General features: G+C 44.1%; 15 protein-coding genes. 4 read left to right on the top strand and 11 right to left on the bottom strand.

Annotated features, from left to right (window positions below; genetic code table 11):
* Positions 1 to 203: 203 nt before the first annotated feature.
* Genes spoVAE through GC098_RS13520 form a run of 4 tightly spaced genes read right to left on the bottom strand, consistent with a single transcriptional unit; the run spans position 204 to position 2,936 of the window.
* A complete protein-coding gene (gene spoVAE / locus GC098_RS13535; RefSeq protein WP_171643680.1) occupies positions 204 to 554 on the bottom strand; it encodes a stage V sporulation protein AE in 351 nt (116 codons plus the stop codon).
* The gene (gene spoVAD, locus GC098_RS13530) at positions 551 to 1,570 is read right to left on the bottom strand and encodes a stage V sporulation protein AD (protein ID WP_171643679.1); all 1,020 of its coding nucleotides are present in this window, start codon (positions 1,568 to 1,570) and stop codon (positions 551 to 553) included. Before spoVAD ends, spoVAE begins: the two co-directional genes overlap by 4 nt.
* 4 nt (positions 1,571 to 1,574) lie before the next feature.
* On the bottom strand, positions 1,575 to 2,048 hold the full coding sequence (gene spoVAC / locus GC098_RS13525; protein ID WP_171643678.1) for a stage V sporulation protein AC: 474 nt from the start codon (positions 2,046 to 2,048) through the stop codon (positions 1,575 to 1,577).
* A 27-nt stretch (positions 2,049 to 2,075) separates the two neighbouring features.
* Positions 2,076 to 2,936 (bottom strand): DUF421 domain-containing protein, encoded by an 861-nt coding sequence (locus GC098_RS13520; RefSeq protein ID WP_171643677.1) that lies wholly within the window; start codon positions 2,934 to 2,936, stop codon positions 2,076 to 2,078.
* A gap of 240 nt (positions 2,937 to 3,176) precedes the next feature.
* Here GC098_RS13520 and GC098_RS13515 point away from each other — a divergent pair, with 240 nt between their 5' ends.
* The 3 genes from GC098_RS13515 to GC098_RS13505 all read left to right on the top strand — a co-directional run bounded on the left by GC098_RS13515 (position 3,177) and on the right by GC098_RS13505 (position 5,438).
* Positions 3,177 to 4,010: a phytanoyl-CoA dioxygenase family protein gene (locus GC098_RS13515; protein ID WP_171643676.1), complete on the top strand. Its 834-nt coding sequence runs from the start codon at positions 3,177 to 3,179 to the stop codon at positions 4,008 to 4,010.
* A 51-nt stretch (positions 4,011 to 4,061) separates the two neighbouring features.
* Positions 4,062 to 5,075, top strand: coding sequence for a LacI family DNA-binding transcriptional regulator (locus tag GC098_RS13510; protein WP_171643675.1), 1,014 nt, complete (start codon positions 4,062 to 4,064; stop codon positions 5,073 to 5,075).
* 156 nt (positions 5,076 to 5,231) lie between these two features.
* The gene (locus tag GC098_RS13505) at positions 5,232 to 5,438 is read left to right on the top strand and encodes a DUF1657 domain-containing protein (protein WP_057303170.1); all 207 of its coding nucleotides are present in this window, start codon (positions 5,232 to 5,234) and stop codon (positions 5,436 to 5,438) included.
* Between the two features lie 165 nt (positions 5,439 to 5,603).
* Here the strand turns inward: GC098_RS13505 and GC098_RS13500 are convergent, their stop codons facing one another.
* The 4 genes from GC098_RS13500 to galU all read right to left on the bottom strand — a co-directional run bounded on the left by GC098_RS13500 (position 5,604) and on the right by galU (position 8,488).
* A complete protein-coding gene (locus tag GC098_RS13500) occupies positions 5,604 to 5,744 on the bottom strand; it encodes an N-acetylmuramoyl-L-alanine amidase (RefSeq protein ID WP_171643674.1) in 141 nt (46 codons plus the stop codon).
* A gap of 26 nt (positions 5,745 to 5,770) precedes the next feature.
* Positions 5,771 to 6,529: a C1 family peptidase gene (locus GC098_RS13495; protein WP_171643673.1), complete on the bottom strand. Its 759-nt coding sequence runs from the start codon at positions 6,527 to 6,529 to the stop codon at positions 5,771 to 5,773.
* A gap of 111 nt (positions 6,530 to 6,640) precedes the next feature.
* Positions 6,641 to 7,612 carry a glycosyltransferase family 4 protein gene (locus tag GC098_RS13490; protein WP_171643672.1) on the bottom strand — a complete coding sequence of 324 codons (972 nt, stop codon included), beginning with the start codon at positions 7,610 to 7,612 and terminating at the stop codon, positions 6,641 to 6,643.
* 3 nt (positions 7,613 to 7,615) lie between these two features.
* Positions 7,616 to 8,488, bottom strand: a complete 873-nt coding sequence (galU, locus tag GC098_RS13485; protein WP_171643671.1) for a UTP--glucose-1-phosphate uridylyltransferase GalU — start codon at positions 8,486 to 8,488, stop codon at positions 7,616 to 7,618.
* A gap of 189 nt (positions 8,489 to 8,677) precedes the next feature.
* Between galU and GC098_RS13480 the strand changes: the two genes are divergently transcribed.
* A complete protein-coding gene (locus GC098_RS13480; protein ID WP_171643670.1) occupies positions 8,678 to 10,939 on the top strand; it encodes a hypothetical protein in 2,262 nt (753 codons plus the stop codon).
* Positions 10,940 to 11,024: 85 nt separating this feature from the next.
* Here the strand turns inward: GC098_RS13480 and GC098_RS13475 are convergent, their stop codons facing one another.
* The 3 genes from GC098_RS13475 to GC098_RS13465 are packed head-to-tail and all read right to left on the bottom strand — an operon-like array spanning position 11,025 to position 12,463.
* Positions 11,025 to 11,315: a putative quinol monooxygenase gene (locus GC098_RS13475; protein WP_171643669.1), complete on the bottom strand. Its 291-nt coding sequence runs from the start codon at positions 11,313 to 11,315 to the stop codon at positions 11,025 to 11,027.
* A gap of 36 nt (positions 11,316 to 11,351) precedes the next feature.
* Positions 11,352 to 11,990 (bottom strand): nitroreductase family protein, encoded by a 639-nt coding sequence (locus tag GC098_RS13470; RefSeq protein ID WP_171643668.1) that lies wholly within the window; start codon positions 11,988 to 11,990, stop codon positions 11,352 to 11,354.
* Between the two features lie 14 nt (positions 11,991 to 12,004).
* Positions 12,005 to 12,463: a MarR family winged helix-turn-helix transcriptional regulator gene (locus GC098_RS13465; RefSeq protein WP_376773875.1), complete on the bottom strand. Its 459-nt coding sequence runs from the start codon at positions 12,461 to 12,463 to the stop codon at positions 12,005 to 12,007.
* Positions 12,464 to 12,603: the final 140 nt, after the last annotated feature.

Here is a 12,603-nt window from a genome sequence, read left to right as displayed (position 1 = left end):
CGGCGGAATGATTCCTGACCAGTTGAAGAAACATTTTAAGGGCAGCAACATTGGTAACAACTTTGACTCATTAAATCGAATTAGCAATGGTTATAATTGGACATAAAAAAGATGACTCCCGGCGAAAACCGAATACAGGAGCCATCTTTTAACTGCTTAATCTAGGGTCTTTCTGTTAAGTGTCCACGAATGGAGCATTCATCTTATCCTTTGGGTTTGACAAATACAGCTGCTATGAAAGAGAAGATAATCGCCGCGGATACCCCCGCGCTGGTCACTTTAAAAATACCAGTGATGATCCCTATATAGCCATCCTTATGAAGTTCTTCTAACGCCCCGTGCACCAGGGCATTGCCGAAGCTGGTAATCGGAACGGTTGCACCCGCACCAGCAAATTCAATGAACGGATCATACAAATTACAGCCGTCTGCTATAGCGCCCAGCACGACAAGCGTGCTCATGGTATGAGCGGGCGTCAATTTGCCGACATCCATCAAAAGTTGGCCAAATACACAGATGGCTCCGCCAATCAGAAAAGCCCAAAAAAAGTTCATGCGTACAACCCTCCAGACTCAATAGAAACAGCATGTGCAATGCAAGGGATGCTTTCCCCTTGTTGGAAAGTAAGCGGTGAGAGCAATGCTCCGGTCGCTACGACTAGTATTCGCTTCAATTCGCCACTCTTTATGCGCTTTAGGAGATGACCATAAGTAACGGTTGCAGAGCAGCCACAACCGCTACCTCCCGCTTGAACGGTCTGCTTCTCGCGATCATAAATGATCAACCCGCAGTCGTCATATGTTGTTTGATCAATTGGAAATTTATGCTTATCGAATAGTTCGCGCGCAATGTTCACACCCACTGTTGCCAAATCACCGGTGACGATTAGATCGTAGTAACTAGGCTCAATATTCAATTCTCGGAAGTGAGTTTGAATGGTGTCTACCGCTGCCGGAGCCATCGCAGCGCCCATATTAAACGGATCCGTGATGCCCATATCAACGATTCGTCCGATTGTGGCCGAGGTGACGACAGGGCCGTCACCGGTCTTACCCAGCACTGCGACCCCAGCGCCAGTGACTGTGTACTGAGCTGTCGGCGGCTTCTGCGATCCGTATTCCGTCGGATAACGGAACTGCTTCTCCGCCGTACAGTTATGGCTGCAGGTGCCGGCCATCACGTAGTTGGCGGCCCCCGAGTCCACCAGCTGCGCGGCTAGCGCGAGCCCTTCCATCGATGTGGAGCAAGCGCCGAATATGCCGAGAAACGGCATATTCAACGTGCGCACAGCGAAGGTATTGGAGATGATCTGATTCATCAGATCGCCTCCAATATAGAACTGTATGTTGCCGCCCACCAGCCCGGCCTTATCAAGTGCTCGCTGCGCAGCTTCTTCTAGCAGCGCCTTTTCGGCTTTTTCCCACGTTTTTTGACCAACGGTCAAATCGCCGTGGACGATATCGAAATCTTCACTAATTGGCCCTTGGCCTTCATCAGGTCCAACAACCGTCCCCGTTGATAGTATCACGGGGCGATTCTCAAAGACCCAGCTCTGATGTCCCTTCAGCATACGGTCAACCCCCACCCGAAATGATAAGATGTACGATACCTACAACAAAGGCTGCGACGGTTCCGAATACAATGACGGAGCCAGCTAACTTGAACATATTACCGCCAACTCCAAGCACAAGTCCTTCCGCCTTGTGTTCAATAGCTGCTGAGCACAACGAATTTGCGAAACCTGTTACAGGAACGGAGCTTCCCGCTCCGGCCCATTGGGCCATTTTATCGTACACACCAAAGCTCGTCAGTATGACGGATATGATAATTAACACGGCAACCGTTGGATTCCCTGCTGTTTTTTCGGTAAAACCAAACCAATTAACGAACATCTCCATGAAACATTCACCAATTAAACAGATTGTCCCTCCAACGAGAAAGGCTCGCATGCAATTTATTAGAACGGGTCTTTTTGGCTCTTGCCTCTTCGCTAGTTTCTGATACTCCTGCTGCGTCATTGTCAAGTTCTTTTTCTTGTTGTTAGCCATGTTTTCCCTCCTGCTTCCTTTAATGCCCTAATTTCTTAAAATCATATTCAGATCCTGAATGACCTTCGTTAACTGCACCGAACATGCCTCGTACATCTTCTTTGCTTGCGGATGACTAGTCGTCAATGAAAATAGTTCAAGATCTGCCTCACATTTCTTCAAAGTGGCTAATAAAGCAGGCCTTTCACTCGGTTGAGGCACTTTTAATTTATCATCATAAAGATCAACCGTTAACTCGCCATGCGTGTCAACTTGTGCGAGGAACACATTCTCCTTAGTTACTCCTAGCTTATCCAGTTCTTTATGTAGCCATCCTCTTCCTCTACCCGCTGCGGCCAAGGGTTCATCTTGAATGACGCCATCCATGATGACGGACTGCGTCGGTTTCTCAATGGTCAGCTTCATGCCCAAGTGATTTGGTGTCAGAGGCTGGAGTTCACTTTTAAGTAGAACACTTAAATCACCACTAGCTTCAAGCATAGCGAATTCAACATCTGCCATGCGAAAAACACTTTTGGTGCGCAGCTGCGCCAGCAGCTCATCCCCCGTGTAACGTTCTTTTTTCAAATTGTCCTCAAGAATTTTGCCATCTTTAATGACAACAGTTCCTTTGCCCTCAAACCAAAGCCGTAACGTCTTACTTTTGAGCGTCAGAATCTCCAGTGTTAAAGGGATGAGAACCCAGACGAGTATAGCAGTGACCCCATGCCAGAATCTGAAATCCACATCCGTGGAAATAGTCCCAGCTAAGTCACCAATCGTAATTCCGAGAACATATTCAAAAAAAGTAAGTTGAGATATTTGTTTTTTACCAAGAATACGCGTCAGTACAAACAAAAAGACTAGTGCAAAAAACGATCTGATTACGATACTTACCCAATCTGCCACAAGCTTTCCCTCCCCTTCCTAAAGCTCGAAACAACCTCATTATGTGCTATTTTGACAGCAAGTATGATCAATTTGAGTTGGATTTAAATGTTAACGATGCGAGCGAAAAAATAAACTTGCAAGATTAATTTTACACGAGTAAAATATATTTTATAATAAGTGGATAAAGAGTAAATTGCTCCTTATCCATTTTATTTTCAACTAATTTTACACGAGTAAATAACAAGGAGGAAGATGAGAATGACGACAGTTACTCTGGATATCACTGAGCTCTCACGACAATTTGAAAATGACGGTTACTTACTGCTTCGCAATGTACTATCTGAAGAAAAAATAGCAGAATTGAATAGTGCCGTTGACGGCATCCTTTCCGATGAGCAAGAATCGTTATCCTATAACATTTACAATAGCGTAGATCGAGCCCCCTCTATTTTGTCCTTAATCGACGATCCGACACTGCTTCCACTTATCGTTAATTTGATAGGCTATAACATCCAACTTCATATCTCACATCTGACCGTGCGCAAACCAAATCCCGATGATCTCAAGACGGAGACCAACAGCTTCATTAACTGGCATCAGGATGGACCAGCGCCCAAATTCCCAAGTATTAACGGACTAACATCCACCTATTACATTAAAGTTTGTTATATTTTGAGTGATATGTCTGAGCCAGACCGCGGGAATACGAAAATCATTCCGGGCAGTCATAAGTGGCCAGATTACCACCCCGTTCAAACCGACGTGAATGTGCCTTTACCAGGAGAAATGCAAATTTGCGGTAAGCCTGGGGACGTATTCATATTTGCTCAAAATCTTTGGCATGCTGGTTCGCCGAATCGCTCTGATTTCACACGTCGCCAATTATTTATCGGCTATAGCCCAATCTGGATGAGACCTATCGATTACCATGCTGCTTCGCCAACTCTACTCGCAGGGGCAGATCCGATACGCCGCCAACTGCTTGGTGCAATTAGTGAAAACTATTTCAAATTCTATGTTCCGGATGAGTCAATGGTCCCTCTTAAAAAGCTATGGTTAGGCGATGCTGCTACGAAAAGTGAGTACATTTAGATTTGTCCAAATTTATGATACCCTTGAAGAAACAAGAAAAGGGAGTTCCTTATGATTACCAGGAAAGAAGTCGCAGACCGGGCGGGTGTTTCGGTAGCTGTCGTTTCATATGTGCTTAATAATCGAAGCATCGTCAAAGAAGAAACCAGGCAAAAAGTACTTGCCGTAATCAATGAGCTAGGGTATCGTCCCAATCAAACAGCCCGCAGCCTCAAAACCAGGAAAACAGGGCAAATTGCTGTCCTCGTCCATTTCGTGGGAAATCCCTTCGAGGGTGGATTACTATTGTATATTGAGAAAAAAGCTAAACTTAGCAATTATTCAGTATTTTTTCATTCCTTTGAACCTGCTCGTGAAGAAGAATTAAAAAATACACTGATGGGGCGTGTGGACGGCATTCTTCTGCTCGGTCAAACGCTAAGTGAGGAAAGTCAGGCCTTTTACAGCCTAATGGAGCTCCCCGTGGTATCTCTGATGCATCCAGGTGTTTCCATGCCGAGCATCCCTGTCGTTGATGTGGATTGGATAGCTGAAATGCGGCGGTTAATTGTTCATCTGCGTGAACAGGGGCATGAGCAGATAGCCTTCATGACCGCTGGCGACCCGCAGGATCCGATTGCGCATCGGCTCATTGCTTTCCGCGAAGCTATGCGTCTCGAAGGATTGAAACTGCCGGAGCCATTCATTCTCGAAGGAGCCGGCCGCTTTGAGCGGGCTTTCGAAGCGTTAACCACAAAACTAACGCAAGATTTTGATTTTACTGCTCTCATAGCAGCAAATGATTTGATGGCGGCGGGTTGCCTCGCAGCTTGCCGCGAATCCGGCATTCTTGTCCCACAACAATTGGCTGTCGCTGGGTGTGAAGATATTCTAATGTCTTCGCAAGTCTCGCCAGCTTTGACAACTATCTGTTATCCACGGATGGAGGTTGGCTTGGAGGCGACAGAACTGCTGCTATCACTCATTGACGGAGATAATAGGAAGACACCACGACTGGAAGGTAAGCTTTCAGTTAGAGCTTCTACCGTAGAGAACCCTTTGAATGTCAAATCATATAGCAATTAAGATGTACGAATCAGATGGCCGTTATGAACAATATTTATTGGAATTAATTGTTGTATATCTGAGTGAAAGGTTAGGGCATATTAAAGATCGCAATCAATTGAAAAACGATCAATTTGCTTGCTATCCTACACAAATCTTAAAGAAGAGGTGCACAACATGACAGTAGCTTCTCAAGTAAAAACAACATTGGCTTCACTTAAAAGTGCGCAAGCAAGCTTAGAAACATTTGCTCTAGGCACGCAAAATCAAGAAGCCAAACAGTTATATGAAGCGGCCGCCTTATCTGCACAAGACATCGTAAATCAAGTCGCCTCCCGTGTGCAGCAATTGGAAAATGAAGAACCACAGTACAAAGGCTTCTAGTTATCAAACCAAAACCAGCCGTCCGCGAACACTCGCAGACGGCTGGTTTTGCATTAGAACATACTAACGAGTATCAGTGTAAGTAAAACGAACAGAATTAATATAAGCAGTATCAGCTTATCTTTTGGCATTCCAGCCGCCCCTCGTTTCGGATGAGATTCCTATTTATTCCAATAGTTGACCGGATGATTTCCTTAGCTCGTTGGCCAAACGATGAAATTCTTCTCTTGCCTCAGCATCCTCGGTTGCCAAATAAGCCGCAGATAAGAACGCTATGATTTTATTAGCATCTTCCACACTTAACATAGATTCTGCACCTCCCTGAAGTTGGTTCATTTACCGGTCCAATAATCGAACGTCATCACGTTGTTTTTGAAAAAGGCATAGGGCATATAACAATACCCTTGATCTCCCCATGCTTTCCCCCATGAATTCCGCACGATGACGGTTCCCTGTCCCTTCTTCTTACCATCCTTATATCCGACGGCTACTAAGGCGTGCCCGCCTAACATCTGCTCTTTTTTCCGATTCGGGTACGGGATCCGCCCTGTTTTTGCCGCCAATGGACTTTCGAAGGATTGATAAAGCCAAATTCCAAAGACAACAGGCTGGCCATCAGCTAATGCAGCTTTGATCCCTGCCAAATCTTGAATCCGATGATACCCCTCGATACGGTAGGCTCCTGCTGCAGTTTCCGCCTCAGAATCAGGCTTTTCTTTAAATTTGGCTATGCGATAAGGCCATTCGGCTTCCGGGCATACCCCTATTTTATGCAGCACCTTCATGCCATCGCGTACTGTAGCTCCCGAATCCCAATTGATCGTTCCCTCTAATTTACGCTCATGCCAATAATGAAAAAGGCGAGATAGCCGTATCGTTGAATCTCGTTCTTGACGAAGCCAATACTCACGCAGCCCGCTTACAATGGCATTCGATGTGCAAGAGCCTAAATTCCCCTGATTTACGATAGGAGACAGCTGCTTGCGCAAATCTACTTTGCGGGGCAATTGCGATTCCCGGATATAATTGACGCTTCGATAAAAATAATCCCGAAAATCTCTCTGGTCCCGTTTAACCGTGTATTTACGCATCCTATGGCCTCCCACGGTGTGTTAACAGAATTGTACTCCAGTATATTCACCCATAGGCTGCAGCGTGCAAAAAGCACGCATCCCTATGGAATGCGCGCAGGTTGTTGCAGATTACTTTTTCATTACTTTTTGATATATTTGTAAGTATTTTGTTGTCATTTGGGACGTTGTAAATCTACGAATGACATAACGACGGAGCACCGCCGGATGCGGGTAATTTCCTTCTTTTACTTTTGCAACCATTTCAGAAACAGAACGACAAATTAATTGAGGAAACCCCGCCATAACTTCGGGTACCGCCCCACGTTTCAAGGCGATTACTGGTGTACCGCAGGCCATAGCCTCAATCATGACGAGTCCGAAAGGCTCTTCCCACAGCGTTGGAAACAGCAAACAACTTGCATATTTGAGCAGCTTCTGTTTGTTCTTCCCTCCAACAGGACCAACAAAATGGATGTTGGGATTTCTTCTAATTCGAGGTACAATTTCATTACGATAAAATGTTTGATTTTTAATAGGTCCAGCAATAATAAGTTTTTTATTCGTTCTCTCCGCAATCTCAATGGCGTGCAGGACACCTTTCTCTCTCATAATACGTCCCATAAATAACATGAAATTGCGCTTTTTATTACTGAATTCATATTCACTGGGATTAAGTCCGTTATAGACATAGTGTCCGCGATTTTTACCCATCACCATTCTAGCACGTTTGGAAACATATACAGGATGCTTCACCCACTGCTTTACAGGGAGATGTAAGGTACACACCGTCGGTATATGAAGATTAATCCGTCCAAGAGTAGATCTAAACGTATGATCATGAATAACGTCAACATTCCGCGGCATCTTATTCAAGACATACCTTGCTATTCCTTGGTCACGAAGACCCTTTGGGAACGGAATAAGCTTAGCACTAGTTCTACTGCCCCTTGTTGCAAATACGGTCACTCGATGTCCTCTTCGCACAAGGTTTTCGGTCAATTCATGCACAACTTTCTCTGTGCCTCCCTGATTCGTCGGTGGCAGCTTCTTTGCATTGGGGAAGTTAGAAATTACCTGCACAATGTTAAGACGCTTCATCATTTATCACTCCTTTTCTCTTAACATTTTTTCTATGTGCTCGAGAAGCCAAGGCCTCAGATCGGCTCTCTTGTTCGCTTCAGAAAGAATCGATTTAATAAATCCTCTATGGTTTCCAACGTCATGCCATTGCCCCTTTACCTCACAGGCATACATGGCTTCGATTTTGTTCAGCGTAATCAGTGCGTCCGTCAATTGAATTTCTTTACCAACGCCAGCCTTTTGAGAGGCCAATACACCGAAAATCTCAGGTGTCAAAATGTAACGACCCAGTATGGCCAAATTAGACGGTGACATTGGAAGAGCTGGTTTCTCAATAAGGTCTATTACACTATGAAAACCTTCATGCAGGGCTTTAGCCTCTACAATTCCGTAATCCGAAACGAATTGATCCTCTACTTCCTGAACACCAATAATAGACCTATGATATCGATTATAGTAATGGATTAACTGTGCCAGTGCAGGCGTTTCAGCATCAAAAAACGTATCTCCTAATAACACGGCAAAGGGTTCATTCCCAACGAAAGAACGGGCGCACCAAATAGCATGTCCTAATCCGAGCGGCTCGGTCTGGCGAATGTAATGAAGGTTGGCTAGCTGGGTTGGCTCCTGCACACGCCCAAGAAGATCAAACTTCTCACGCGCTCTAAGATAGCTCTCCAGCTCAAAAGCGATATCGAAATGATCTTCGATCGCTTTCTTCCCTTTCCCTGTCACGATGATGATGTCTTCAATGCCTGAAGCTACCGCTTCTTCTACGATAAATTGAATGGTTGGTTTATCTATGATAGGCAGCATTTCCTTTGGCAGAGCTTTGGTTGCCGGTAGGAATCGCGTACCCAGACCTGCTGCAGGTATGACCGCTTTTCTAATCTTCAAACATATCACCATCTCTCAAATAAAATTAATAAGCTTTATGTTTAAAATATGCAAACCAGATTGGAATGCCACGGACATGTATCTTTTTCAATCAAAATATACTGGTTAAAACAGGTCATATGCACTTAGTAAACTTTCAGTTATGATGAGGGTGTGAACATGATCAACTGACAGAAAGGAACGACCACCATGACGATGTCATCATTCACGAAAGTGCTGCTCAGTTGCACCAGTCTCTTATTCATGCTGACCTTGGGGACTCAGACTACGGAAGCTAGAGAGAGTCAATTTACTAGAAATGGAACAGGCCCCCTCTATTGGAGCACTTATGAATATCAATACACACGTAATACCCCTATGAACGAGGCAGAATGGAAGAAAAACATTGATTGGATTGCAAGCGATTACAAAGCATCGGGCTATGATATGATCGCATCCGACGGTTGGATTGAAGGTGCTCAGCTCACAAATACGAACGGTTACATTTTATCCCACAATGATAACTGGCAGCACGACTGGGCATATTGGTCAACCTACATTCAAAATAAAGGCATGAAGCTTGGTGTTTATTATAACCCCTTATGGGTAACGCGGAGCGCCGCGGCAGATCCATCGAAAACAGTCGTTGGAACAAATTACAAAATTAGTGAAATTGCCAGCTCCGCAGATAAATTTAATGATGATTTGTATTGGGTAGATGTTACGAAACCCGGCGCCAAGGCGTATATTCAAGGGTATGTGAATTACTTCAAAAAACTAGGTGTTCCCTACCTGCGAATTGATTTTCTGTCATGGTATGAAACCGGAACAGATAAAGGCAAGACGATTGGGGTTAATCATGGCTCCGAGAACTATCAGACGGCTTTAAAGTGGATGCAGGAAGCAGCCGGCGATGAGATGGAACTTAGTCTCGTAATGCCTCATTTGAACAATCATGCAGCTGGTGAACTGCCGTATGGGGATATGGTCCGAATCAATGAGGATCTCGCCCATGGCGGTTGGGAAAACTTAAGCGGTCAACGTCAAAATTGGGTGAACAGCTGGTCGCAGTGGGCCAATCCGTTCCAAGGATTCACTGGATTTTCCGACATCGCAGGCCGCGGTTCCAATATGATTCTGGATGGGGATTTCATCCGCATGAATACCTTTAAAACGGATGAAGAGCGCAAAAGCATCATTCAATTATTCACCATGGCGGGTTCACCCATAGCGATCACGGATCAGTATTCTACGATTGGGATTTCCGGCAGCTTTTACAAAAACAAGAACATGCTTGCGCTCCATAATCAAGGGTTCGTAGGCAAACCTTACTATAATAATGGGCATTCATTTAGCAGCGATCCGGGGGCAAGGAATTCAGAAAAATGGCTTGGACAATTACCAGATGGCAGCTGGGTTGTCGGTTTATTTAATCGATCCGATTTGACAGCCACTCGTTCGGTCAATTATCTGAAAGATTTGGGACTGGCTGAATCAGCGAATACAACTGATCTCTGGACAGGAACTAGCCTTGGTAAACTTACTGCCTACAGCCCGACCCTTGTGAAACATGCATCAAAAGTTGTGAAAATCGAACCGGAAGGCACGAAAGCGAGTTATGCTGCTGAGGTTGCCACTTGGCTAGGCGGTACGCATTTTAATAATAATTATGCGGGTTATCAAGGATTTGGTTTTGTGGATGGGTTGGGATTGACGGAGGCGAAAATCGTTTATGCCGTCCAAGCAGCTGAGGAAGGTGACTATGCGCTCACCTATCGTTATGCGAATGCATCTGGGTTGAACAGCACTCTTCATGTAAGCGCTACCGATGATAAGGGAGTTGTGGTTCAACCTTCGCGGGCTGTTACGTTTGGTTCGACTTCAGCTTGGGAGACATGGATGAACCAAAATGATCGTATTCATTTGAAAAAGGGTGTGAACTTGATCACCTTAGAACGCACAGCCTCAGATACGGGTGAGATTCACTTGGATGGACTTGTGCTCGACAAGAATCGATTAGCCGACATTGACTCTTCGCTCATGCAAAATGGGGATTTTGAAAGTGGTGACATTCGCGGCTGGTCGGAATGGCATCCAGCAGGTCAGACAGCAAAGTACGGCGTTGATTCCTACGATGCATATAAAGGTAACTACAAGCTCTATTTCTGGGACACCAAAGCCTACAAACAAAGTATTCATCAGAAATTAACTGGACTTCCGAATGGATCATATACCGTCAGCGCATGGCTCAAAGAGACGTTATATGGAAACAAACCGACAACGGTGAGGATGGAGCTTAGTGAGCATGGCGCAAAGACAATATACAAGAACATTAGTCCGACCAAAGGATATCAACGCGTTCAAGCAACCGTTAACGTAACCAATGGCAGCTTGGATATTGGCTTCTATGTGGATTCGCCGGGTTTAACTTCTTTGCAAATCGATCAAGTTTCGATTGAGAAGATGGATTGATTGAGCAGGAAAAAAAGGAGCTCGCCAGCTGTAAACTGGCCTGAGCTCCTTTTACATTTTAGTATTAAAGCACTAGACCTACTTTTTATAAGGGTTGTCCATGATAAGCTTTTACCTGTAAGGGAGCATTGAGGAAATTTCCAGCTTTACCAACGAAAGAAGTGAAGTGATCACTAGCATTATGACTAGCAATTGCTGCTTGATCTTGCCAAACTTCAACCATGGTAAACTTTTTTTCTACTTCTGTATCTTTGAGCAAATCGTATGAAATATTACCATTTTCAGCTCTCGAAGCAGCTATTAATGGTTGAATCTCGTTGAGAAAGGCTTCGTGTTTTGCTGGATCAACATTGAATTCTGCATGAATAATAATCATTGGATGTTGGTCCTCCATTCTTCGATAAAGTAGTGACTAGCTCCATTGCGTGATGGTTTCGATGGGAAGACGTACGGATTGATGACCCCCATCATCTGCTTTACCGATTGAAATAAGCATAACGGGAACATACCGATTTTTATCTAAGCCAAAAGCTTCGGCAATTTTATCTTTTTCAAAGCCACCGATTGGATTTGTATCATAACCATGAGCGCGCGCTACAAGCATCAGCTGCATAGACACTAGACCAGCATCAATAAGAACTGTTTCTTTATTTACAACCGGATCAAGTGCTGCAAAGTGTGGTTTTATTTTAGCTAGTGACATTTCTTTTACCTCTAAAGGCATATAACCCAACTCGACGGCCTTGCCAAAAATTTCATCGGCGTAATCCGAATTGTTTAAATCACCAAATACAGCGATTACAGCTGATGATGTTTCGACTTGAACTTGGTTAAATTTAGCAAGCGGCGCAAGTGTTGCTTTACCTTCGGCACTTTCGATAACAACGAATCGCCAAGGCTGCATGTTTATGGAAGATGGCGCGAGTGTTGCTTCTTTCAGGATATCTGTCATCTCTTCACGACTAATTTTGACGGATGGATTGTACTTTTTTATGGAACGGCGTCCTGTAATAATTTCTTTAAAATCGTTCGTTGTCATGGTGTTATTCATTTATCATTTCTCCTTTAATATTTGCTAATATTCGTTAACATGCGTTGGAGCATATCTGAGAGCATATTGCGCTCTTCTTCGTTAAAATCTTTAAGCATTTGAGTAATGAATTGTGCTTTTTCTTCTTTGAAGGAAATGATTTCTGTTCGTCCATGATCGGTAAGACGTACGAGAGTGACCCGATTATCGTCAGGATTCATGCGCCGTGAAACCATTCCGCTTGCTTCAAGTTGTTTTAAATGTCGTGTAACGGCTGCGCTATCAATGTTAACCTCTTTTTGAAGCGTTGTTTGACTAATTTCTTCCACCTGATAAAGTTGATGCAAGAGACGAAGCCGCGACGGACTAATACCCGTACAACGTTCAAATTTAGTACTTATTTGTTTATTGAGGCTCAGAAATTTATCAAATAAAGCAGTTTCGTTGACATCGGATTGGGTCAAAATATACCTCCTTGGAGACGGTCGATTCATAACGAATAGTTGATAGGTCAATTGTTGATGCATCAATCATTGATATATCAACTAATATAGAGGAACTTCGTTAAAACTTCAAGTGTTTCGTAAAATTAAGCCGTAGTAAATTGTGGAATTCTGCACCACTGCTTACTTTC

The sequence above is a fragment of the Paenibacillus phytorum genome (genome assembly GCF_013141715.1).
Classification (GTDB): domain Bacteria; phylum Bacillota; class Bacilli; order Paenibacillales; family NBRC-103111; genus Paenibacillus_E; species Paenibacillus_E phytorum.
The sequence above is the reverse complement of the archived record's forward strand: the minus strand, read 5'-3'. Positions and strand labels throughout refer to the sequence as shown.

What these genes read in the sequence shown, in the direction of transcription:
- GC098_RS13480 (WP_171643670.1), top strand. Translation starts at nt 8,678, where the DNA reads ATGACGATGTCATCATTCACGAAAGTGCTGCTCAGTTGCACCAGTCTC.
- GC098_RS13495 (WP_171643673.1), bottom strand. Translation starts at nt 6,529, where the DNA reads ATGCGTAAATACACGGTTAAACGGGACCAGAGAGATTTTCGGGATTAT.
- GC098_RS13490 (WP_171643672.1), bottom strand. Translation starts at nt 7,612, where the DNA reads ATGATGAAGCGTCTTAACATTGTGCAGGTAATTTCTAACTTCCCCAAT.
- GC098_RS13475 (WP_171643669.1), bottom strand. Translation starts at nt 11,315, where the DNA reads ATGATTATTATTCATGCAGAATTCAATGTTGATCCAGCAAAACACGAA.
- GC098_RS13470 (WP_171643668.1), bottom strand. Translation starts at nt 11,990, where the DNA reads ATGAATAACACCATGACAACGAACGATTTTAAAGAAATTATTACAGGA.
- spoVAE (WP_171643680.1), bottom strand. Translation starts at nt 554, where the DNA reads ATGAACTTTTTTTGGGCTTTTCTGATTGGCGGAGCCATCTGTGTATTT.
- GC098_RS13510 (WP_171643675.1), top strand. Translation starts at nt 4,062, where the DNA reads ATGATTACCAGGAAAGAAGTCGCAGACCGGGCGGGTGTTTCGGTAGCT.
- spoVAC (WP_171643678.1), bottom strand. Translation starts at nt 2,048, where the DNA reads ATGGCTAACAACAAGAAAAAGAACTTGACAATGACGCAGCAGGAGTAT.
- GC098_RS13505 (WP_057303170.1), top strand. Translation starts at nt 5,232, where the DNA reads ATGACAGTAGCTTCTCAAGTAAAAACAACATTGGCTTCACTTAAAAGT.
- GC098_RS13465 (WP_376773875.1), bottom strand. Translation starts at nt 12,463, where the DNA reads ATGAATCGACCGTCTCCAAGGAGGTATATTTTGACCCAATCCGATGTC.
- GC098_RS13500 (WP_171643674.1), bottom strand. Translation starts at nt 5,744, where the DNA reads ATGTTAAGTGTGGAAGATGCTAATAAAATCATAGCGTTCTTATCTGCG.
- spoVAD (WP_171643679.1), bottom strand. Translation starts at nt 1,570, where the DNA reads ATGCTGAAGGGACATCAGAGCTGGGTCTTTGAGAATCGCCCCGTGATA.
- GC098_RS13515 (WP_171643676.1), top strand. Translation starts at nt 3,177, where the DNA reads ATGACGACAGTTACTCTGGATATCACTGAGCTCTCACGACAATTTGAA.